This window comes from Kamptonema sp. UHCC 0994 (genome assembly GCF_029167235.1).
Taxonomy (GTDB): Bacteria; Cyanobacteriota; Cyanobacteriia; order Cyanobacteriales; family Microcoleaceae; genus Kamptonema.
On the sequence record NZ_JARFTR010000116.1, the window covers coordinates 1 to 21,968 of the forward strand.

Annotated in this window: 19 protein-coding genes and 1 CRISPR repeat array; of the genes, 9 read left to right on the forward strand and 10 right to left on the reverse strand. The window is 44.0% G+C overall.

What is annotated here, in order from left to right:
• Positions 1–55: 55 nt before the first annotated feature.
• A complete protein-coding gene (locus PY364_RS11230; protein ID WP_275522574.1) occupies positions 56–550 on the reverse strand; it encodes a GAF domain-containing protein in 495 nt (164 codons plus the stop codon).
• Positions 551–657: 107 nt separating this feature from the next.
• Here PY364_RS11230 and PY364_RS11235 point away from each other — a divergent pair, with 107 nt between their 5' ends.
• The 5 genes from PY364_RS11235 (at position 658) to PY364_RS11255 (ending at position 4,825) form a co-directional block, all read left to right on the forward strand.
• Positions 658–1,602: an aldo/keto reductase gene (locus PY364_RS11235; RefSeq protein ID WP_275522575.1), complete on the forward strand. Its 945-nt coding sequence runs from the start codon at positions 658–660 to the stop codon at positions 1,600–1,602.
• Positions 1,603–1,714: 112 nt separating this feature from the next.
• On the forward strand, positions 1,715–2,416 hold the full coding sequence (locus PY364_RS11240; protein WP_275522577.1) for a Uma2 family endonuclease: 702 nt from the start codon (positions 1,715–1,717) through the stop codon (positions 2,414–2,416).
• A 363-nt stretch (positions 2,417–2,779) separates the two neighbouring features.
• Positions 2,780–3,094 (forward strand): Mo-dependent nitrogenase C-terminal domain-containing protein, encoded by a 315-nt coding sequence (locus tag PY364_RS11245; protein WP_275522579.1) that lies wholly within the window; start codon positions 2,780–2,782, stop codon positions 3,092–3,094.
• Positions 3,095–3,226: 132 nt separating this feature from the next.
• On the forward strand, positions 3,227–4,258 hold the full coding sequence (gene gap, locus PY364_RS11250; RefSeq protein ID WP_275522581.1) for a type I glyceraldehyde-3-phosphate dehydrogenase: 1,032 nt from the start codon (positions 3,227–3,229) through the stop codon (positions 4,256–4,258).
• Between the two features lie 201 nt (positions 4,259–4,459).
• Positions 4,460–4,825: a DUF1823 family protein gene (locus tag PY364_RS11255; protein ID WP_275522583.1), complete on the forward strand. Its 366-nt coding sequence runs from the start codon at positions 4,460–4,462 to the stop codon at positions 4,823–4,825.
• A 261-nt stretch (positions 4,826–5,086) separates the two neighbouring features.
• Positions 5,087–6,180: direct repeats of the CRISPR family, unit length 37 nt; unit sequence GTTGCAAATCAAATAAATCCCTATTAGGGATTGAAAC.
• A 50-nt stretch (positions 6,181–6,230) separates the two neighbouring features.
• Here PY364_RS11255 and PY364_RS11260 read toward each other — a convergent pair.
• The 3 genes from PY364_RS11260 to PY364_RS11270 form a co-directional block, all read right to left on the reverse strand.
• A complete protein-coding gene (locus PY364_RS11260; RefSeq protein WP_275522585.1) occupies positions 6,231–8,408 on the reverse strand; it encodes a CHASE3 domain-containing protein in 2,178 nt (725 codons plus the stop codon).
• Between the two features lie 24 nt (positions 8,409–8,432).
• Positions 8,433–9,224, reverse strand: a complete 792-nt coding sequence (gene modA, locus PY364_RS11265) for a molybdate ABC transporter substrate-binding protein (protein ID WP_275522586.1) — start codon at positions 9,222–9,224, stop codon at positions 8,433–8,435.
• A 299-nt stretch (positions 9,225–9,523) separates the two neighbouring features.
• A complete protein-coding gene (locus tag PY364_RS11270; protein WP_275522587.1) occupies positions 9,524–9,922 on the reverse strand; it encodes a gamma-glutamylcyclotransferase in 399 nt (132 codons plus the stop codon).
• 203 nt (positions 9,923–10,125) lie between these two features.
• On the opposite strand from PY364_RS11270, the gene PY364_RS11275 reads away from it, so the two are divergent.
• Both PY364_RS11275 and PY364_RS11280 read left to right on the forward strand, forming a co-directional pair.
• Positions 10,126–10,725, forward strand: a complete 600-nt coding sequence (locus PY364_RS11275; protein ID WP_275522588.1) for a glyoxalase-like domain protein — start codon at positions 10,126–10,128, stop codon at positions 10,723–10,725.
• An 8-nt stretch (positions 10,726–10,733) separates the two neighbouring features.
• Positions 10,734–11,255 carry a hypothetical protein gene (locus PY364_RS11280; protein ID WP_275522590.1) on the forward strand — a complete coding sequence of 174 codons (522 nt, stop codon included), beginning with the start codon at positions 10,734–10,736 and terminating at the stop codon, positions 11,253–11,255.
• A gap of 202 nt (positions 11,256–11,457) precedes the next feature.
• Here the strand turns inward: PY364_RS11280 and cobJ are convergent, their stop codons facing one another.
• From cobJ to PY364_RS11305, 5 genes are all read right to left on the reverse strand, one after another.
• Positions 11,458–13,260, reverse strand: a complete 1,803-nt coding sequence (gene cobJ, locus PY364_RS11285; protein WP_275522592.1) for a precorrin-3B C(17)-methyltransferase — start codon at positions 13,258–13,260, stop codon at positions 11,458–11,460.
• A gap of 174 nt (positions 13,261–13,434) precedes the next feature.
• Positions 13,435–13,962 carry a tetratricopeptide repeat protein gene (locus PY364_RS11290; protein WP_275522593.1) on the reverse strand — a complete coding sequence of 176 codons (528 nt, stop codon included), beginning with the start codon at positions 13,960–13,962 and terminating at the stop codon, positions 13,435–13,437.
• A gap of 154 nt (positions 13,963–14,116) precedes the next feature.
• The gene (locus tag PY364_RS11295; protein WP_275522594.1) at positions 14,117–14,911 is read right to left on the reverse strand and encodes a hypothetical protein; all 795 of its coding nucleotides are present in this window, start codon (positions 14,909–14,911) and stop codon (positions 14,117–14,119) included.
• Positions 14,912–15,229: 318 nt separating this feature from the next.
• Positions 15,230–16,777 (reverse strand): DUF4335 domain-containing protein, encoded by a 1,548-nt coding sequence (locus PY364_RS11300; RefSeq protein ID WP_275522596.1) that lies wholly within the window; start codon positions 16,775–16,777, stop codon positions 15,230–15,232.
• 61 nt (positions 16,778–16,838) lie between these two features.
• Positions 16,839–17,447, reverse strand: coding sequence for a DUF3038 domain-containing protein (locus tag PY364_RS11305; RefSeq protein ID WP_275522597.1), 609 nt, complete (start codon positions 17,445–17,447; stop codon positions 16,839–16,841).
• A gap of 12 nt (positions 17,448–17,459) precedes the next feature.
• Between PY364_RS11305 and PY364_RS11310 the strand changes: the two genes are divergently transcribed.
• Positions 17,460–17,618, forward strand: coding sequence for a hypothetical protein (locus tag PY364_RS11310; RefSeq protein WP_275522598.1), 159 nt, complete (start codon positions 17,460–17,462; stop codon positions 17,616–17,618).
• A gap of 58 nt (positions 17,619–17,676) precedes the next feature.
• Here the strand turns inward: PY364_RS11310 and PY364_RS11315 are convergent, their stop codons facing one another.
• Positions 17,677–20,376 carry an endonuclease MutS2 gene (locus PY364_RS11315; protein ID WP_275522600.1) on the reverse strand — a complete coding sequence of 900 codons (2,700 nt, stop codon included), beginning with the start codon at positions 20,374–20,376 and terminating at the stop codon, positions 17,677–17,679.
• Between the two features lie 241 nt (positions 20,377–20,617).
• On the opposite strand from PY364_RS11315, the gene PY364_RS11320 reads away from it, so the two are divergent.
• A complete protein-coding gene (locus PY364_RS11320) occupies positions 20,618–21,892 on the forward strand; it encodes a response regulator (protein ID WP_275522601.1) in 1,275 nt (424 codons plus the stop codon).
• Positions 21,893–21,968: the final 76 nt, after the last annotated feature.

The window sequence follows — 21,968 nt, forward strand, 5'->3', positions numbered from 1 at the left end:
GCGGTTAGGATACCGCCTAGAAGGCGGCGTTACGGGAGTATGTGTAAGTCCTGTATTAATTATCTATAATTGCAGGGGCAGTTGCGATATTTTTTGCCTTTTCTTGCATGAATTTAATATCTAAAGCTGACCAGGAATGAGGCCCACTACAATGATGAGCAATTAACAAACCCCACAGACCACCGCGAGTTAAAATAGGTACTACTAAATTAGCACGGACTTTCATAGTGCGGAGCAAATTTCTATGGCAAGCTTCGATTTTTTCTGTTTCAATATCTGGAATTGCTCTCACTCGTCCAGCTTCATACAAAGCAGCATATTCATTATTAAAACACTGATCTGGCCCCGTTGAACCAAAAATAGATAAATCGCTAGAATTTACTGACTCGCAAGTTACTTGCCCCTTCCATTGTTTGTAAAAAAAATACAAAACTACCCGGTCAACATCAAGAGTCAATCTGATATTGTTGAGGTTTTCTTGAACTAATACATCGCGTTTGAGATTATTAGCGAGACGGTCAAGGATGATTTGTAAACTATCTTCAGACATAGTATAATTTATTTACTGCTAGATGGAAGTAACAGCAAGTATAGCGCACCTGTTACAGTAATTATGCACTAATTGTACATAGTAAAATAATTAAGGGTTGATCTACCGTGACAAAAATTACCTTGGGACAAAATGGGCCAGCCGTTACTCCCCTGTGCATCGGAACTTGGGCGTGGGGTGATAAACTTTTTTGGAATTATGGCAGTAACTATGGTGCAACAGAAGTAGAGGAAGCATTTAAGGCATCTCTAGACGCAGGTGTAAACTTCTTTGATACAGCCGAAGTCTACGGTAATGGCTTATCAGAGGAATTATTGGGGGAATTTATGAAGAAAACCTCTCAACCGGTACAGATTGCTACAAAATACGGGCCGATGCCTTTACGAATCACAGCAAAATCAGTTACCGATGCCTTAACAGCCAGTTTAAAACGCTTGCAAGTTGAGCAAATAGCTCTTTATCAAGTGCATTGGCCTTATAGTTTTTTGATGAATCAAGAAACGCTGATGAATGCTTTAGCAGATGAGGTAAAAAAGGGCAGGATTCAGACCGTAGGTGTGAGCAATTATACCGCAGAACAGATGCGTTTAGCTCACAAGATTTTAGCACGTCAAGGCGTTCCCTTGGCAACGAATCAAGTACGCTACTCGCTGCTATCGCGCCAAGTTGAAAAGCAGAAAATTGTCGATACTGCGCGCGAATTGGGTGTGACTATTTTAGCTTACAGTCCCTTAGCGCAGGGATTACTTACAGGCAAGTATAGCGCTCAAGAGCAACCTGTCGGAGCACGCAAATTTGATTCGCGTTTTAGTAAAACTGGGTTAGAAAAAATTGCGTTAGTGATGTCTACATTGCGGAAACTTGGTAAGAAATACGACCGCACACAGGGTCAAGTTGCGCTAAATTGGTTAATTGCTCAGGGTGGTGTAATTCCGATTCCAGGAGCAAAAACGGCAAAACAAGCACTAGAAAATGCTGGTGCTTTAGGTTGGAATTTGAGCGAAGATGAAGTTAATCAATTAGAATTGATGACTCGTCCTTGGCTGGAATAATCTAACTTTTATAAGTGAGATAGTGGGCGCATTTCCAATGATTTTTAATTTCATAAATGATTTCTATTGCGCCCACTTACAAGATATTAACTTCACAAACAGAGGAACAATCATGCTACTCTACGATCGCACTTCCCAATCAAATTTACCCACCGCAGAATCACTGCCTTACTCAGACGAAACCCCAGTGGATAGCGAATTACAAGATATCATTCCTCACCTGTTAAAATCTATTCTTGCTTTGATTTGGGCAAACCGGGATGACTGGTTTTTTGGTATTGATATGGCTTGGTATTATGACCCTAATCAACCAGCCATAGTACCGGATGGATTTTTAAGTTTAGGAGTACCCAGAATTAAAGGGGAAAACCTGCGATTGAGCTACGTTACTTGGGAAGAAAACGGTATTATTCCCATGCTTGCTATTGAAGTAGTATCGAAAACTCCTGGTGGGGAATACAAGCGCAAAAAATTAGAATATGCTCGGTTAGGAGTGTTGTATTATGTAATTTATGCTCCCCGCCGTCGCAAACCTCATTTAACTATTTACCGACTCAATCAAGGTAAATATCAATTAGTGACAAATAATCCAGTTTGGATGCCTGAAATTAGTTTAGGGATAGGTTCTGAACAAGGAATTTATGAGGGAATTGCGCGGGAGTGGTTATATTGGTACGATCGCGAAGGAAATCGATATCCTACTGAGGCGGAAGCGCGACTGGAAGCTCAAAATCGGGAACAGCAGCAGCGACAACGGGCCGAACAATTGGCAGCAAGGTTGAGAGCGCTGGGAATTGACCCAGAAGAAGGTTGACAAAAGTACGATGCCTGCGGCTGGCGTAGCTGCGGCGCTATTTGTAGCGCCACCCTCTGAGTGGTATTGTTACCTTCTAGAGGACGGCATTACGTTAGTGACACTTTACCAAGTGTCAGCCCGTAGGCGTAGCCAGCCGCAGGTATCGCACCCTATCCCTGTGTCGTAAATCCACTTTGCTATCACTCCCAAAACTCCCCAAGACTATATACCAAAGCTTTTTCAGGATTTACTAAATTATTCATCAATTGCGGCTCTTTCTGTAGTCATCCAGTCGGTTCAAGCACTTGCACAAAGCAAATCTTACCCAGAGCGATCGCGAATTACATTCAAAGTGTAAATTAAATTTATGGCTTCTGGGTTATGTACATCTACACCAACATCTCCTCCCAACCCCCCGCGACACATCAAAGCCTCTTCGATTTCCTGCTACACCCAATTCGCGATCGCATCGATAGCATTGAAATCCGCGATCGCAATTTTGCCCATACCGCCTGCAAACTAATTCCCTCTCAATGCCCCTTCGCACGCGATATAAAGCTATTTGGGCGCAATCTCTTCCACATTCCGCCTATGTGCAAAATCAACCCCCTTTACGACCAATTAATGAGCTTGCGCTTCCGGGCGCTGACTTACCTCGCAGACGTTTGCGGCGAAGACATTACCCCCTATTGCTAAATCCTTCTTTCTTCCTTCTTCCTTAAGAGATAAAAAAGAAGCGGTTGGAAGCCATCAACCACTATGCTAATCTGTAACCCGTGATTCGCAATTTTTAGAGCGAGTGACGGTATTTCCAGAGGAGTTTTAATCATGGCCACCTTAAAAGTTGGTATAAATGGATTTGGTCGCATTGGACGCTTAGTAGTTCGCGCAGGCATCAATAACCCCCAAATCGAATTTGTTGGCATTAACGACTTAGTGTCAGCAGATAACCTCGCTTATTTGTTCAAATACGACTCAACGCACGGCACTTATCCCGGAATTGTAGAAGCTAAAGAAGGCGGTATTTCTATTGACGGGCGTTTTATTCCCTGTACTGCGATTAGAAACCCTACGGAACTACCTTGGGGCAAATTGGGCGCTGATTATGTAGTAGAATCTACAGGGCTATTTACTGATGCCGAAGGAGCTTCAAAACACTTAGCTGGGGGAGCAAAAAGAGTAGTGCTTTCTGCACCCACAAAAGATCCAGAAAAAGTGCCGACATTCTTAGTAGGTGTTAATCACCACAATTTTGACCCCGCGAAAGATACCATAGTTTCTAATGCTAGTTGCACCACTAATTGTCTAGCTCCTATTGCCAAAGTTATCAATGATAATTTTGGTTTAGAAGAAGGTTTGATGACCACTGTACACGCGATGACAGCCACTCAACCAACAGTAGATGGCCCTAGTCAGAAAGATTGGCGCGGTGGACGTGGTGCTTCTCAAAATATTATTCCCTCTTCTACGGGTGCGGCTAAAGCTGTCACCTTGGTATTGCCAGAATTGAAGGGTAAACTTACCGGGATGGCTTTTCGCGTACCGACTCCAGATGTATCGGTAGTTGACCTTACTTTTCGCACAGCTAAGGAAACTAGCTATGATGAAATTTGTGCAGCGATGAAGCAAGCTTCTGAGGGTGAATTGAAAGGCATTCTCGGCTATACTGAGGATGAAGTTGTTTCAATGGATTTTAGAGGTGATGCTCGTTCCAGCATTTTTGATAAGAAAGCGGGAATTGCACTTAATTCTAAATTCTTCAAGGTAGTTTCTTGGTATGACAATGAGTGGGGTTATTCTAACCGTGTCATTGATTTAATGTTGTCGATGGCTGAGAAGGATGGAATTTTGAAAGGTTAGTTGATTTTGAAAGTTAAGGGGATTCGGGGGAAATGCGTAGGGATAGCCAGCCGCAGGCATCTCGCATTCCGCAGATACGAACCCCTTTTCTATCCCCCTCTCAGATTGAATGCAGTAAAATATCTCTGAGGATCTATATTGTATTCCCAAGGGTTAGCCTAAGATCGATAGTGACTTTTCTAATTTGTAATACGCCAGATTATGTCTGACTTGCTACCACTGACTATCGAAACTATTTGGGCTATTCTTAACGAGGAGATAGACGATGCCACTGTCAATCAGTTAGTTTGGCAATGTTTAGGCTATCGCTGCGATGGTAACGGTATGTGGAATAATGCCCATGTTCCAGAGGAATGGCGGGAGGAATATCCACAACCACCGGATTTTATTGAGTCTCGCCCTGCGACGGTTAAGCTTACTCGTTCTATTCCGCAGGAGAATAAGCAGTTGCTTAAGGAAAAGTTGGGGTTTAAGGGTTATAAAATTGGGGAGTTTGGGCCTCGGCAGACTCGTCGGGCGACGGCGGCAAATTGGTTGATGAGTTACATGGTGGATGGGGGCTGTTGAGAGATAGCTTTGCGGGAATGGGTAGGTGTTTTTTTTAGGGTGTAAATTTTTGGGGCTGAATTGCTTATACTGCAAGGTTTTGGGGTGTGTGGAATAGTGAAGGTGATTCCCGCAAAGTCTGTAATATTTGCTGTGATTGGGTTTGAAGCTTTTTTTTGTTTTTGCCTCTTGACAAACCGATCGCTGAAACGGTATATTGACGATAGGTTCCCGAAACAGTACCTTGAAAATCAAATACAGCAAGGCTTCCAGAGGTCAGCGGTTGCAAATCAAATAAATCCCTATTAGGGATTGAAACTCGAAATTCTTAATGCTTCTGATGGACTACTCATCAATGAGTTGCAAATCAAATAAATCCCTATTAGGGATTGAAACACGATCGCGGATACTATCGCAGGATTTTTCCCAAGTTGCAAATCAAATAAATCCCTATTAGGGATTGAAACTGCCGACAAACTGCTTATGTGTGGGATTTGACATTACGTTGCAAATCAAATAAATCCCTATTAGGGATTGAAACTGTGTAAAATTCTTGCAGCAATCTTGCGATCGCGTTGCAAATCAAATAAATCCCTATTAGGGATTGAAACGTGGCAACATTGATCTTGGGGAGTATGTCGGTGGCGCAGTGGGTTGCAAATCAAATAAATCCCTATTAGGGATTGAAACCCCATCTTTTGCTGATATCGGGTATTTTCTAACTGAATCTGAGTTGCAAATCAAATAAATCCCTATTAGGGATTGAAACCTAAAGGAGACAAGAATGAACCAAGGACGATGGTTTGCAAGGTTGCAAATCAAATAAATCCCTATTAGGGATTGAAACTTGTAACTCCGATTTTGGAATTGGTTTGGGTTTCATTGTTGCAAATCAAATAAATCCCTATTAGGGATTGAAACCGATAAAAAGTTGGGTTGAATGTTGGATTGGTTTCAAGTTGCAAATCAAATAAATCCCTATTAGGGATTGAAACACCCGAACGCGGGAGTATTGGTCACTGGTTGCTCAATATAGTTGCAAATCAAATAAATCCCTATTAGGGATTGAAACATCGGAGGACAAATTACCCCAAAAAGGTAATTTATCTGGTTGCAAATCAAATAAATCCCTATTAGGGATTGAAACAAAGTTATAAAAATAAATTTCATACTTTCAGGAATTGCAGACAAGTTGCAAATCAAATAAATCCCTATTAGGGATTGAAACTTAAAGATTAGATTTCAAAATTATTTTTCCTCTGGTTGCAAATCAAATAAATCCCTATTAGGGATTGAAACTAAGATTCAGTTAGTTTTATTTTTTCTATTTCTTGCTCAAGTTGCAAATCAACTAAATCCCTATTAGGGATTGAAAAGATAGCTACACTAAAGGCAATAAAAGTAAGGGTTTCAGCAACACCCTCAATTAACTGACCAAAGAATTATCTCCTTTAGGATTGTAATAGTTAGTTAAGAATGACTGAAGTTGTTTTTCCTGAAACCCTTTAGCTAATCTGGTTACTTCGTCAGCAAAGGGAACCCATTCCTCATCTAACTTTTTTAATTCCTCTGCTTTTTTAAGCACAGCCTTTAAATTCCCCTTTTTTGCCAAATCGTACAAAGCTTCTATCCATACTGCCGGTGGAATCACCAAAGATTCAAGATTAGATATTTTAGGAATCGATTGAGTAGTAAATTGAGAACTCGTTGACTCTGCATAAACCCAAGATAAATCTAACTTCTTCTGCAATAATTCAAACAATTCTGAGACTTGTACCGGTTTAGGCAAAAAAGCATTCGCACCTGCATCTAAACTCTTATATTGGTCTGTCTCAAAAACACTCGCTGAAGAAACGATTACAATTGTATCTTTTAATGTCTCTGAATTTCGCAAGCGACGCAGTAATTCAAACCCATCCATCACAGGCATGACTAAATCAGTGATAATCACATCCGGCATTAATTCAGTTGCTTTTTCTAATCCTTCAGCACCATTAGCAGCTTCAAACACTTCAAAACCTATGGGAGTCAGTAAATTTACAATCACTGAGCAATTTTCCCAGCGGTCATCTACAACTAATATTTTGCGTTTATTGCCTGTAAAGCCTATAATTGTACCCTTTAACTCAAAAGTAGGTTTCAATCTAAACTCATTAGCACAAGGTAAATCTAAATCAAACCAAAATTGACTACCAAATCCGAGCTTGCTAGTCACTTGAATCTGACTAGCCATCACATCCACAATTTTTGAACTAATAGCTAAACCTAATCCTGTCCCTTCAGCCATTCGTTTTGTCTCACCTACTTGCTCAAAGGGAATAAATATTTTCTGCCTTTGTTCTTCACTCATTCCCACTCCAGTATCTTCTATTTGAAAGCGAATTTTGTTAACAGCATTGAGAGTATTTGCTTCTTGTTCAATGGTCGATGATTCAATCAAACCAACCTTGAAAGTAACGCCTCCTCTATCTGTAAACTTGACAGCATTACCTAAGAGATTAATCAAGACTTGTAGTAAGCGTTTCTCATCAGCTTGTACGCTTATAGGGAGTGCAGGATCGAATTGAGTAATGAAAGCAATTCCTTTTTGTTCGGCTTTGATGCGGACAATTTCACTGACAGCTTGAAGAAATGCTAGAAAATGGAATTCATTAGGGGTTAGTTCCATTTTTCTTGCTTCTATTTTAGAGAGGTCTAAAATATCATTAATCAGGGTAAGTAAATGAGAACCGCACTGCTGAATAATCCCCAAGCCTTTTAGTTCATTTTCTTGAATATTTTTTGAGCGAATAAGGATTTGAGCATAGCCCAAAATACCATTAAGAGGGGTTCTGAGTTCATGGCTCATGTTAGCGAGAAATTCACTTTTGGCTTTGTTGGCAACTTCCGCAGCAAGTTTAGCTTGTTCTGCTTCTTCTTTAGCTTCTTTTAATTGAATTTCAGTTTGTTTCCGCTTGTAGATTTCGTCAAAAATCAATCGATAAACCCAAGTAAAAATAAGCAGATTAAATAGAGTTCCGCAGACAAAAGCAACTATAGACCGCTGTAAACTACTACCAGCTTCCTGCTGTCGCTCGAACAATACGGCCCTTTCTTGTGCGTCCATATTGCTAACGACTACACGAATTCGATCGGTTAGCTTCTTTGCATCCTGATTGCGTTTAATTTCCAACAAAGCTACATTTAATCCTTGGTTGCGCCGCAGTTTAATTATTTGATTCAATTGGTTTAGATAACTTTGTACTAAGGGCTGAAGGTAATCTAGCTGGCGTTTTTTCTCTGGTTGATCTGCTAACAGTCGCCGCAGTAATTGAAAGCATTGGTCAAGATCGAGTCTGGCACTTGTGTAAGAATCAATATAGCTATTTTCGCCAGTTAATATATAGCCCCGCTGTCCGTTTTCAGCATCTCTAACGTTATCTAATACCTGTCCTATTCGATCGATGGTTTCTACTTTTTCTTGTACGCTCCGATTAGCTTCTAGGGTACGCAATACGCTCAAAAATGCTAGTCCACTAACTGATATTGATAACAGCGTAGCAGTACCTAGTCCTGTCGCTACTCGGAACAAAAATTGGGGATTTAGTTTCAGGGAAAGTTTCATTGGATAGTCTCCAGCTTAAGATTTCTATGACGGTGAAATAGTAGTAAAACCATATTTCTCAAATATTAACATTGCTTTAGCACTGGTGAGAAATTCGATCAATGCCTTTGCTTCTACAGGGTGTTGGCTATTCTTAAGGACAGCCAGCTTTGCAATAATTGGTTTGAGGGAACTTGTAGGAGCGATCGCAGCAATTTTGAGTTTGTTAGATGACTTGGCTTCGGGTAGGTAAGTAATGCCTATATCAGCTTGGTTGCTTTCCACAGCTTTGCTGATTTCACGGATTTCAACATTAGCCCATACAGCTTTAGATTGAACCTGTTTAAAAATCCCCAAGTTAGTCAAAATCTCTTTGGTATATTGACCAATTCCCAGCCTTTCTGTCCCCATAGCGATTGTTTTGATCCGATCGCTAGTTAAGTCCTTAAAGTCCGCGATCGCGAGTGGAGAATCAACCGGAACAATTAAAACCATTTGTGTACTAACTAAATCTTTGATCGTTTCCGATAATAATAGTCCTTGTTTCTGAAACTCATCTAATGCTTTAGAAGTAATTAGACAGATGTCGAAGGACTCTCCCTGCTCAATGCGCTCTTTCAGTGCAGTTGAGCCAGAAAAGGTATAGTTAATGGTGACATTGAACTTTTCTTGTCGATATTGTCTTTCAAGTTCAATTAATACATCTCTATAGAACGGTGCTGATGCAAAGTTGATGGAAACTGCCTTAGCTGGCAGTTGATTGGTGCAGCTTCCCAGCCAGAAGCAGAAGGCAACTACACAGCTAAATAAGATCGAAAAGCGAGAGGTCTTTGTCATTGTATCATCCACTATCAACTCAATTTTGACTGCCTTTTCTTGGGACTTGTGTGATCTATAACACATTTGATAAAAAGGATGCGATAGTTTTCTAGAAATGTAGTTGATTGAGAATAATGAGTTTTAATTTTTGCCAGTAGTTCATCTTTAAAAATAGATGTGGTTATATAATCATTAGCTCCGGTATCAAGGGTCTTTGTAGGATTTTTATTTATTATGGATGGCGATCGCAGGTGTGAAGCAGAAATACAGCAGACAATGAAACATTCTCTGTAACAGGAAAAGTAGCGCCATAGCAGTTACAGCAAACTGCTGTACCAACAACCATCGGGCAGAGGAATACCGCCGAGAGAGCGCACGCGATCGCGTAACATTAAGTAAGCCCAAGCCATTCCCAGAGATTGACGATCGCGATCGAAGACTTCAATCTCCTGACGCTGATATTCATTTTCTTCCGGGGAACGCAGGCGATCGTAGTCTTCAAGGCGATCGAGATCCCCTAAAATACTGGTATCAGTGAATGTCAGGACAAAGCCATAGACACTACCAACCCCCGCAGTCATAGCAGGATAGCCTAAAGACAGAGCAAAAAGTTCACCGATCGCGATCGCCGGATCGGCCGCCGCAACCTTCCCCTGGCAGTATCGCAGATAATTACATTCCCCCGGTTTGAGAGTGCCATACACAAAGACTTTCATCAGATCCCATTTTTTTGAGCAACAACACCAATAGAGGTTAAAAAGCCCATCCCGTCTGGATTTTATAAATTTTTAATCTCACACCCCAAATCCTGAATCTGTAGGTCGAGGCTTGCTTAACGGCTGGTTTTTGTTAACATAGATGACTAGATTAATAGTCTAAGTACAATTTTAAATTTAGTTGTTTACCCCTTCTTCCATTCATGCCTCTAGCAGTTAGTGTTATAGCTTCCGCACTTCAGCCCTTACACTTGAGTTCTTTCTTGCCATCCCTGCCACTGGATAGCTTATTTTCAACTCAAGGCATTATGGTGATCCTCCTGGCGGCCTATGCAGTAGCAATGTGGATGTTTCTCACCAGTGCTCCGAAAGTTCACACAATTATGGTATCGGATCTTGCCCACGCCCGACAGTTCTATGAAGGTATCCTAGAACTACCAGTCGCAGAAGTTCCCCTCCACTACTACTACAACTACGAGCAAACTTTGGGGTCTACGGGTATTGACCCACTTTACCTGTCCCCAAATGTCGGTAGAGCAGCCGTAAGTCCAGCAACCGGGAACCCAGATGGTCTATGGTATCAATTAATGAAGAATACCCAGTTGCACATCATCAGCGGGGCCGGTTTGGGACAGAAAAATCGCCAGCGGCACGTTTGTTTTGACCGCGACTGTTTAGAACAAGTGTTGATGCGGGTGCAAATACAGGGAATTAAGTATAAAATTCGTCGCGAAAAACCGCTGAATTTCTTAGTTAAGGATTTAGACGGCCGCGTGATTGAAATGGCTGAGGTGGATAATTAGGCAGGTCGGTGCAAAATTATACTTTTGACATCAAAAAAGTTCTGACTGTTGCTTGCAAACTCGAAGTGCCCTCAGATGCGGCTTCTGAAATAGATGCCACCCTTAAGGCTTTGGCTTTGGCTTGCAATTACATTCACAAAATTGTTCCGATTACCTTCACTAGCAGCGATCGCATTAAGTCTCGGAGTTATCAAGCTGTTAAGGAAGAGTTTGGGCTCTCGCCTAGCTTGGCAATTTGTGCGATCGATCGGGTAGCTGAAAATCGCCAAATTGCACAAAGGTCTGGCAGCATTGTCAAAGAGTTTAAGCCTACCAGTGCTGAGTACAATGTTGGGATTTTCTCATTCCGAGAGGAGGATATGACCGTCAGTATAAGTTTACTAGACGGGCAACAGCGATTTAAGGTACTGATTGGCAAGCATCAGTTAAATCTACTCAAAGGTCAGCAACTTCAAAGCGCTACTTTACTTAAGCGTCAAAACAGCTATTACATCCATCTCCACTGGGAAGTTATCTGGAGACCTGGGTAATTGTTCAGAAGTATAGCAACCGCTTTCGTCAATAAACGCAGCCATGTCCGAAGCGAAGGTCACGAAGTGAAGTGAAGCATAAGCCCTTCGGGCAGGCTACGCCAACGCAGAGGTTTGGGATTGCTTCGCTGGGCTCGCAATGACATTTAACCACTAACCACTAACCACTAACCACTAACCACTAACCACTAACCACTAACCACTAACCACTAACAATTACCGATTCAGAATATCGCCTCGGCGTATAAACCCAGACACCTCCATATTTGCGATCGATTATCCGAGTTTGACTCGATCCAATAATCACCAAAGTTCTCATATCAGCATCTTCAGGCTGAAATCGATCGAGAGTGCAAACCTTGACTGATTGTCCTGGCCGGCCGAGATTGCGTCCCAAAACAACGGGAGTTTCAGGCGATCGCAATTGTAATATAATCTCCTTTGCCTTACCCAGTTGCCAAGTGCGTTGTTTCGATACTGGATTGTAAAAAGCGATCGCAAAATCAGCCTTAGCCGCAGCAATAATTCGCTGTTCGATCGCTGACCAAGGCTTCAGAATATCCGAAAGTGAAACTACACAAAAATCATGACCGAGAGGAGCTCCAATCAACGCAGCCGCCGCCTGCATCGCCGAAATCCCAGGCGCAACCCGAATATCAATCCCCTCCCATTCCGGCTTAGCTTCCCGTTCTAAAACCTCAAATACAGCCGCAGCCATCGCAAAAATACCGGGATCTCCCGACGAGACAACCGCTACAGATTTACCCTCTGCTGCTAAATCTAAGGCAAAACGCGCCCGATCTAATTCTTCTCGATTATCCGAATCATGTCGCCTTTGTCCCTCCCTCTGGGCACCCGCTAAATCGAGATAGAACTTATAACCAACCCAATCCGTAGCCTCGCGCAATATTTCTTTGACTTCTGGGGACATCCACTGTGTCCCTCCAGGCCCCGTCCCCACTATTGCCAGTTGACCGCGTGGGTGTCCCATAGTATTAACATCAATAGGTTCCGAAGCGATCGCGATCGCGCAACTCATCCCCCCAAATTTCTGACATCCCACCAACCGCCCCCCAACACCCACAGCCGTAAGCGCAATTCGTCCCGCCATTACGCCTTTCTCTTCTCTCTGGGCCTCTGGAAATAGCGAATTAATCTCAGCAGGAAATTCTACAAGTTCCCTTGGATCGAAAAAACGGGCAGGAACTTTAAACTTTTGGGCGATCGCTTCAATTGCCAAATGTCCCATATCATCTTTTAAAGCGAAGATTGCAGCAACAGACGCGGCGGCTAACCCTGAATCGTCTAAAACTTGCTGCACATAAGACAGCGCAATTTCTGGTTCAATGTGGGATAAAGAACTCAGTGCGATCGCCACAGTTGCCGGATGATAAACTAAACAATCAGACCTGGGCGCAACCGCTTTTTCGGTCACGCAAACTGTTAACTTACCCAGATTAGCGATCGGCAATTTACTATCAGTTAACCAAGGTGCTATACCATCTAGTTGTAGCGTTGCCCCTGCCAACAAATCAGAAATAAAAGTCTTAGCATCCTCTGGGTTTGCCAAATAGTAACCCTTGGGAGGACTAAGTAAAGCTGTGCGAAAGCGGATATCGCCCGTAGTAGTAATTGCTGGCTGTACATCTAAAACTATTGCTATCTCTCTAGCTAACTCATTTACACCATGTAATCCCCCCAATAATGGTACAACTGCACTGCCATCTTCTGCCACTGCTAAAACTGGCGGTTCCTGGCGTTTATCTGTAATTAAAGGGGCGAGAGTACGGATTAAAATTCCAGCAGCACAAATGCCGATAATTGGCGTTCCAGCGGCGAATAATTCCCGTAAAGTTTCGCCAAAGTTGGTAAAGTTAATATCAACATCGGAAGTGCGATCGGCTAAGCCATAGAGGGAAGAACCCGGTAAGGCCGCGATGATTTTCCGTCCCAGAGGTACGCTATTTTGACCTAAAATGACAATTGCCGGAGAAAGTTGATTCACTGTGAAATTTTAATTATACTAACCATCAAGGCGGTTAGGACATTCCAAATTACTGAAACCATTGATTCTTATTCCCTTATTACGTCATTCCCTAGCCCCTAACCCCTAACCCATGTCCCTCATATCTCCCCTTTTCCCTAGCCCCTAGCCCCTAGCCCCTAGCCCCTATTAATCTTACTCTAGCCCAGTTTCTTTCAAAACTCGCTCAATTGTTTCAGCTTCCTGATTTTGACCTTGCTGCTTAAACAAATCCCTAGCTTTTTTTAACGGTTCCGCTGCTTCTTTCGGTCGATTTTGTTCGTATAGCGCTCTCCCTAAAAGATAGTGAAGCACTGCCACATTAGGCTTGAGACGAACAGCATTCTCAAAATTAGAAATAGCCTCTTCCAACTTATTTTGATTTGCTAAAACGCTGCCCAAATTAGCATAAGCCTCTGCAAAGTTAGGATCGATTTCAATTGCTTTACGAAATGCCGCCTCCGCACCTGCTAGGTCTTGTTTCTTAACCAGCGCCACCCCTTTTTGAAAATAATCATTAGCACTGGAATTCTCAGCTACAATTTGCGATATTAATGGTCTTTCTGTTGCTCTGACTATCTTCACAGATGGGGATGTATTAGCAACAGCACCTTGAGAATTTATTAGTGTTATTGCTACAACAGCAGCAGTCAGAATATTCATATTTTTGATTTTTTTCAACATTGCAAAAAACCTCGAATGGTAGTAATATGGATTTTGTTGGCATCCAAATCAATAAACAATTAGTAGGTTGGGTAGAGCGCAGCATAACCCAACACCAAAGTTTTGAATACAGTTAACAACTAACAACTAACAACTAACAGTTAACTGTTAACAACTAACTGTTATCTGTAACACTAGCACGCGCTTCCTGAGTAATGGCTAAATTCTTTTGAGTTCTCGCCCATTCCTCCGGGAATTCTGTTAAATTATAGACTTCCAAAGCATTTTCATAACAGGCGAGTGCGCGATCCAAATTTTCTTGACGGTCAAAGTAAACCCGATCCCCATAAGCAGCGGCTAAATTATTTTGAGTCCCGGCCCAAACATCGGGGAAATTCTCTCGACTGAAAACTGTAGAGATTGCCTCATAACCTGCGATCGCAATCTCTAAATTGTGACCTCGATCCCCTCCCGTAAATTGCTGCATCAAATTACTAAAATTACCAATCACACCAGCCAAAGCTAAACTCTCCTCTGCATCTACTTCTGGCAAAGTTGCCATTGCCCAAGATTGTAACATTTCAGCTAAAACTGGATCGAGTTTGTCTTCATTTGCTTGCAAAATTGGATATATTATTTGCGGATCTGGATTTTCTGAGATCGTCTGCAATATCTCACCTAAAAAAGTAAAATACTCACTAGGCATTCCTTCTGGCAGGGATAAGTCCAAAGCTTCTGCTAATTGAACAGCAATTTCTTGCAAAAAGGAAGCCGCTTCCTCATTACCATCTTCTGCTATCCTTACTGCTGCCATTTCCATTGTTTGCGCCAACCCAACATCTAATAAGTCAGGATAGGAATTCAGCGTTTCTGCTTCTTTGCCAGTCTCGCAACTCAGCAGATCGTGAATGACTTTCAAATATGCTTCGATGCGTTCTTCATTAATTTCAGGGTTGTTGCTTGTAGTCATTGTTAGTGGTTAGTGGTTAGTGGTTAGTGGTTAGTGGTTAGTGGTTAGTTATTCGTAACGCCGCCATCTTGGCGGTATCTTTACCGCCAATATAGCGGTTTTACGGATACTTTTGCGTAAGTCCTGTAGTTGCTAATTGTCATTGCGAGCCAAGCGAAGCAATCGCAAATGTTTAAGTCAGTAGAGCTATATATTTCATTTGCAAAATTTTTCATAATTGATATAACCCCGAAGCGATCTCAATATATGTATTACGATTGCTTCGGGCTTGCTTCGCTACGCTCGCAATGACAATCAACAACTAACCACTAACAACCATCAATTTACAGATTCTAAAAACGTTTGTACTTTACCATTTGGTCTCAAGACCAAGCGAATTCTAGGAGTTTTTCCGTCTTGGACAGCAGAGACAAAAGGCTCTCCGACTAAGGGCATATTCGTCCGATCTATGTAATCCCCAGCGGCTTTCCCGCGAGGAACGATCCGTTGAATCGACCCATTTGCATCTAGCTGCAAACTGTATTCTAAAGTTTCTTTCAAACCTTCAGGGGGAGTCCAATTCTGCTCGAAATAAGTTCTAGCCTCTGTAACTTGGGGAATTGTATCAAAAAGAGTGCGGTTGCTGTTAGGTGCAGCAGCCTGAGTATTGTTCTGCGGATCTACTGGTGATGGAGCATCCGCGAGAGGAGGTAGTTCAGTTTCCCCTGTAAGTGTGGAGGGGATTCTATTAAGAGTAGATGGGTTTGGCAGAGTTGGCAACCCAGAAGATGATGGCGCGTTTGATTCTGGAACAGGTATGGGATTTTGGACAATGGGAACTCGTTTGGGAGCTCTAGCAATGGGCTCTTCCTGGGAAACAGGGGCTTGACGACTTATATCTCCGGGAATAGTTACAATTCGCTCTGGAGTGCTGGGAGGTGCAGCGGTAGGCGACTGGGGAAATAGCAGAGGGGGAGGCTGGACAGGGTTGGGTTGTACAGGAGTAGGGGGAGTTGGAGTTACGATCGCTTGTGGCAATGGGCTAGGTAATATAGAACCTGGTGGTGGCGCTGGGGGTAATGGCGGTGTTGCTAAAGCCGGGGGGGGAGGTACAGCCTGAGTGGGACTTGGATAGATGCGGCTGGCGATCGCGCTAGGCGTTGGACTAGATGGCTTAATAGCAGTTTGCTCATTGAGGCCAGAGCGATCGAGCAGTTTAATCGCACCGGTTGTCAATCCTACTGTTAAAAGTACCACTGCCGCACTGCGGAGCCAGGGCGTGGAAGCTTTACTTTCGCCTGAACGCTTAAAGTTAGGTAAAGCTAACAATTCTGCGGCATATTCATCAAGAGCTGTGGCGATATCAAATAGCTGCAAAGCGCTCAGTTCGATCGCGATTCTCGATGTATCCTCGGCTAGCTGCCCTAAAAATAGCTCATGAGCCAGCAAGCCCCGCGCTTGCAGGCGCGGGTGAGCAGTGAGGAGAGGAGAAGTATTAACAGGGTAGGGCGTTTTTGAATCCACCGTACTCGCTCCCGTTTCAAAAGGATTGCGGTCTTCGTCTAAAGTTAAAGTCGGGGCTGCTAAGGACTCCGAATCTGTTTCCGCAATTGTCTCTGTAGTTGCAGATTTTAGTCTGAGATCCACAGTGGGGGGCTGACTGAGAAAGTCTTGCACATAAGTGCTTACCACTTCGTGTAGAGCTTCAAGTTGAGCGCGATCGCCCTTAAGCGTAACGTGCCTTTCTTCTGGTAAGCGCGGATCGTCGAGCCGTAACTCGAAACGAAGAGATTTCAACACTGGTTTACCCGCCCAACGGGAGAGGGGCGAAGTTTTAGCCGTAATTTCTAGGGTGCAAGTAGGGGGCGTGTACCGTCGCAGAACCATAGGAGTAATTAAAAATTAAAAATTAAAAATTAAAAATTTCAGGAACAAACTGATGGCATTTTTAATTTTTGGAACGGTCTAAAAGGGCTAGCCAGAGGCGACGATGACCGTCTGGGCTGCTGTAGAAGAGCAAATCAATTAGGAGTTTGAAAGCTAACTGAGTCAGGTTGTCTGACGTTAAGTCTTCTGCCTCCTCCATGCGATCGGAGTAAGTATTGCTGAAGGTATCCAGGTAGTCTCCTAGCAAGGCGACAGTATGGGGTTCGCGATTTTGCTCAGTGAGTTGTTCGAGCAGGGCGACGGCTCGACGGATCAAGGCCTGGTGTTGTTTAGCCAGGTGACAGACGATTAAAACTAGCGATCGCGCTTCTTCCACATCTAGTTTTTTTCGTCCTCCCTGACTTTTCCGCAAGGGATTTGACTGTCTGAGCCGCCACAGGCTTACCCTGTCTGCTACTAAGGACTCTAGATTCAGTTCCGCCGCTACTCGGAGCATGGCATCAGAGCCAATCCCAGCCAAAGCTTCGAGCGCTAGCAACACTAAATCCAGTTGGGCTTTAATGTTATCTAGCTGCGTCGGTTCCGGTGCTTTCTGGGTCAGTTCTTCCCACTTGGGAGAAACTTTGCCTGCGACGTTTGTGGGATTTGGGAACTTCACGATAGAGGGCATAGCTTCAGCTTATTGAATAAGACAGAGTTTGGCAAAGCCGTTACGAAAAATGAGACAGAAGGTAGAAGAAGGAAGAAGGAAGAAGGAAGAAGGAAGAAGGAAGAAGGTAGAAGGAAGAAGGTAGAAGGAAGGAAGGAAGAAACCTCGTGTAAAAGTCTATCAACCTTATAGTCCGCGTAGGCGGACTTTGTTTGTGTAGGCGCGATTTCAATCGCCGGGATATTTTTTCTCAACGGAGATAGGCAATAGTGACTCCAGAACCTCCCTCTGCTGTGCCGGCAATTTCGTAGTGGGAAACTAGAGGATGGGATTCTAAGAATTCATGGATGCCTTTCCTCAACTGTCCCGTACCTTTACCGTGAATAATCCAAAGCACTCCTGACTCCATTGCCGCTGAGAAAGCTTGGTCTATTTCTCTTTCCGCCTCTGATACTCTCATTCCTCGTAGGTCGATTGTATTCTGGGAAGTACGAACGGTGATGGGGGAGTTTTGAGGTTTGAGGTTTGAGTTTTGTGGGGGTGCTGATTGGCTACCCGCCCTCAGCCTTGAGTTTTGAGTTTTCTCTTGCTCCTCTGCTCGTTTAGCTATTTCTGGTTTCTGACCATCTAGGGATTCGATTTCTGCCAGTTTCACTGTCATTTTCATCATCCCAAATCTGACGGTTAGTTCTTCGTTGTTGTCGGGGCCGCTGAGGACTTCGGCGGTTTGACCAACGCGGGGGATGCGAATGCGATCGCCTACTTGAGGACGAAACCCTGGTTTTGGTTTGGCGGGTTCTTTGCGGGATGGTAGATGTTTTTCACCAATTTGATTTAAAGCTAGGGTCGCTTCTTGAGCGTTTTGAGCTGAGGCTGGGCCTTGTTGCAAACGGCGGATAACTTGAGCGACTTCTGCTTTGGCGGCGGCGATCGCTTCTTGTATTGCCACTTCTTGCCCTAATTTCAACTCTCGTTCCCGTTCCTGCAATGTTGCTGCTTTTTGGGAAACTTCCCTATGTAGCATTTCTGTTTGCTGTAACAGTTGAGTTGCTTCTCGCGCTTTGGTTTCCTGTCTCCGTCGCTGGGCCTCCAGTCCAGCTATTACCTGGTTAACATCTTCAGATGCGCCACCGACATAAGTTGCAGCCAGATTTGCAATTTCTGGCAACAGGCCAAGGCGTTTGGCGATCGTTAAGGCGTTGGAACGTCCCGGAATTCCCCACAGCAGGCGATAGGTTGGTTGTAGGGAACTGTCGTCAAATTCCACTGAGGCGTTTTCAAAGCGATCGTCTTGATATTTGAGGGCTTTGAGTTCGCCAAAGTGGGTTGTGGCTACTGTCAGCAGTGCACGATCTGCCAGGTATTGCAGGAGGGCGATCGCTAAAGCACTCCCTTCTGAAGGGTCAGTTCCGGCCCCTACTTCATCCAGCAAGACTAGAGATTGGACATTGTTAACTGTTAACTGTTGACTGTTAACTGTTAATTTTTGACTGGGAACTTTCCCCTCCTCCTCATCTTTTCTATCTCCCTCATCTTCCCCATCTTCACCTATCGCCTTTAAGATCCGACTTATGCGGCGGATGTGACCGGAGAAGGTAGATAAGCTTTGTTCTAGAGACTGTTCATCGCCGATATCTGCCAAAATGTAATCAAACCAAGGCAGTTCTACGGGTTCCCGCGCTGGTACGAACAATCCTGCTTTTGCCATCAAAGCTGCTAACCCCAAGGTTTTGAGGGTGACTGTTTTGCCTCCAGTATTGGGGCCGGTGATGGCGACTACTCGGATTTGCGGCTGAATTATGAGGTCAATCGGTACTACTGGCAAGCCTTGTTCGTGCTGTTGCTGCCATACCAATAGGGGATGACGCAACTGGCGCAAAGTTATCGGGGAATTATGGGTTTTGAGAGATGGCTTTGTGCCTCTCAAGGCTAAACCCTGCGGTGAGTCTACCCCAACTTGGTTTTGAGTTTTAAGAGTAGGAAATTCCCTCCCGCTCCCCTGCTCTGGGGCGGGCACGGGGGCACCGCCCCTACTGTCTCTGCTCCCCAGCGCTTCTGTAGCACCGAAATCGATAAATCTAGGGGGGTTTGCTTCTAGCCAAAGGCTATAACGCGCTTTGGCATAAGCTAAGTCTAGGGTGGTGGCGATCGCTAGCAATCTCTCTAAGTCGGGCTTTACTTCGCCTACTTGCTCGCTCAAGGCACGGCGCACGGCTTCTGCTTCAACTTGTTCTTGCCGCAATAGTTGCCGCATTTGATTATTGAGGTTGACAACTCTATGGGGTTCGATGTATAATGTTGCGCCACTCATTGAGGTGTCGTGAACGATGCCGGGAATGGCATCTTTCTGGGGAGCTTTGACAGGGAGGACGAAGCGATCGCTCCTTTGAGTAATTAGTTGTTCCTGCAAAGCATTGGCTTGGCGCTGTAAGATGCCCTGCAATACCTGATAGATGCGATCGCGTAACTGCCGCATTGAGTCGCGAATACCGCCAAGTTTGGGTGTGGCTCGGTCTGCCACATGGCCCCGTTCATCAATGCAGCGGTGAATTTCTTGCTCCAATTCGGGATAAGTCCGCAACTGGGCCACCAATTCCGTGAGTACGGGAACGTCGGGCTGATTATCAATTACTCGGCGTAATTGCCTAGCACCGGCCAGAGTAGTCGCGATCGCCAAAAGTTCCTCCCCGCTGAGGATACCTTGGACTTGAACCCGTTCTAGGGAATCGCCGATATCTTGAATACCATCAAAACTTAAGCCTCTGGCAAGGCGGCTCTCCAAAAGGTAAGTTTCCTGAGTCTGGGCTAATAACTGTGCCGTCTCAGTTGGAGTTTCCGGGATTGGCAAGTGAAGCGCCGCCACAGCACCAAGTTTGGTTGCCGTAAAGGTAGCCAAATGATGACAAAGGCGGGGCCATTCCAATAGTTCTAGGGTTTCGGCTTGGATCAAAGCTGGTAAGCTAAATCTGAATGTCTCTTAAGCAATTTTAAGGGTTTTTCTGAATGTCGTGCGGCACTTGGAAAAGTCTGACTAAGCAAGCAGTGTCAGCAATTTTGTATACCTACGATGGTAATAATACCTGTTTTAGAAGTGTTCGATGAACCAATCTCGATTTTGTGCCGACTGAATCGTTGACGCTGCCAAGTGAAAGTAGAGCGTCAAAATAGATATATATGGAACTGGTACAGATATGGCAAAAATTCTAGTGATTGATGACGATATAACGGTTCAGATCGTCCTGCAAGACTTACTGGAGAGTGAAGGACACGAGGTCGCGATCGCCCTCGACGGTCAAGATGGTCTCTCCCAAGCCCAGCAAAGACCTCCTGACTTGATAATTTGTGATTGGATGATGCCCTATATTGATGGGTTAGAAGTATGTCGGCAACTGAAAGCCAACCCAGAATTAGCGACTACTTTCTTCATCCTATTAACAGCGCGAGAAGAACTTGATGACAGAGTAAAAGGACTCGACAACGGTGCTGATGACTTCCTCTCCAAACCAATTGAAACAGAAGAGTTACTAGCGCGAGTGCGTGCGGGCCTGCGGTTACGGGGATTGACGCAGCAGTTAGAGCGAACCCTACAAGACTTGCAGCAAACTCAGACTCAATTAGTTCAAAGCGAAAAAATGTCGAGCCTGGGGCAATTAGTAGCTGGTATTGCCCACGAAATTAATAATCCAATCACGTTTATTTACAGCAACTTGAGTCACGTTCAAAGCTACGGGGATGACTTAATAGACTTACTGCGATTATATCAAAAAGAATTAAAAAATCCTAGTCCAGAAATCTTGCAAAAGCAGCAAGAAATGGAATTAGATTTTCTGCTGGATGACTTGTTTAAGATTTTATTCTCAATGCGTACAGGGAGCGAGCGCATCCGACAGATAGTCCTTTCACTCCAAGATTTTTCCCGCACAGACCGTTCAGGATGGCAGCCAGTCGATCTTCACGCCGGTCTAGACAACACGATTTTAATGTTACAGCACCGCTTGCCTGCTCGCGAGGGGCGACCCGATATTAAAGTCATTAAAGAATACGGCAAAATACCCCCAATTGAATGTTATGCTGGCTTATTAAATCAAGCATTTCTGAATATTATTAACAATGCGATTGATGCTTTAGAGTTATCAGGTTTAAGTTGTCCGCTGTCAGGGAGAGAATTTAAAGATGAATCTGAAACCTACTATCTGAAACCGACGATTAAAATTCACACGGAGGCTTTGGATAAGGATCGCGTTTTAATTATAATTTCTGACAATGGAGCCGGGATGAGCGAATCTGTGAAATCGCGAATTTTTGACCCATTTTTTACTACTAAGCCCGTTGGTGATGGCACTGGATTGGGTCTATCTATTACTTATCAAATTGTTGTACAACAGCACAAAGGAGAATTGAAATGTATTTCGGAAACTGGGACAGGTACGGAAATTTGGATAGAGATTCCGATTAGGCATGGGTAATTGGTAATTGGTAATTGGTAATTAAGACTTACGTAACGCCGCCTTCTAGGCGGTATTTTAACCGCCTAGAAGGCGG

Coding starts and splice junctions, on each gene's coding strand:
- PY364_RS11270 (WP_275522587.1), bottom strand. CDS start 9,922: ATGAAAGTCTTTGTGTATGGCACTCTCAAACCGGGGGAATGTAATTAT.
- PY364_RS11245 (WP_275522579.1), top strand. CDS start 2,780: ATGTACATCTACACCAACATCTCCTCCCAACCCCCCGCGACACATCAA.
- PY364_RS11240 (WP_275522577.1), top strand. CDS start 1,715: ATGCTACTCTACGATCGCACTTCCCAATCAAATTTACCCACCGCAGAA.
- PY364_RS11260 (WP_275522585.1), bottom strand. CDS start 8,408: ATGAAACTTTCCCTGAAACTAAATCCCCAATTTTTGTTCCGAGTAGCG.
- PY364_RS11305 (WP_275522597.1), bottom strand. CDS start 17,447: ATGCCCTCTATCGTGAAGTTCCCAAATCCCACAAACGTCGCAGGCAAA.
- PY364_RS11290 (WP_275522593.1), bottom strand. CDS start 13,962: ATGTTGAAAAAAATCAAAAATATGAATATTCTGACTGCTGCTGTTGTA.
- modA (WP_275522586.1), bottom strand. CDS start 9,224: ATGACAAAGACCTCTCGCTTTTCGATCTTATTTAGCTGTGTAGTTGCC.
- PY364_RS11295 (WP_275522594.1), bottom strand. CDS start 14,911: ATGACTACAAGCAACAACCCTGAAATTAATGAAGAACGCATCGAAGCA.
- PY364_RS11230 (WP_275522574.1), bottom strand. CDS start 550: ATGTCTGAAGATAGTTTACAAATCATCCTTGACCGTCTCGCTAATAAT.
- PY364_RS11320 (WP_275522601.1), top strand. CDS start 20,618: ATGGCAAAAATTCTAGTGATTGATGACGATATAACGGTTCAGATCGTC.
- PY364_RS11275 (WP_275522588.1), top strand. CDS start 10,126: ATGCCTCTAGCAGTTAGTGTTATAGCTTCCGCACTTCAGCCCTTACAC.
- gap (WP_275522581.1), top strand. CDS start 3,227: ATGGCCACCTTAAAAGTTGGTATAAATGGATTTGGTCGCATTGGACGC.
- PY364_RS11300 (WP_275522596.1), bottom strand. CDS start 16,777: ATGGTTCTGCGACGGTACACGCCCCCTACTTGCACCCTAGAAATTACG.
- PY364_RS11255 (WP_275522583.1), top strand. CDS start 4,460: ATGTCTGACTTGCTACCACTGACTATCGAAACTATTTGGGCTATTCTT.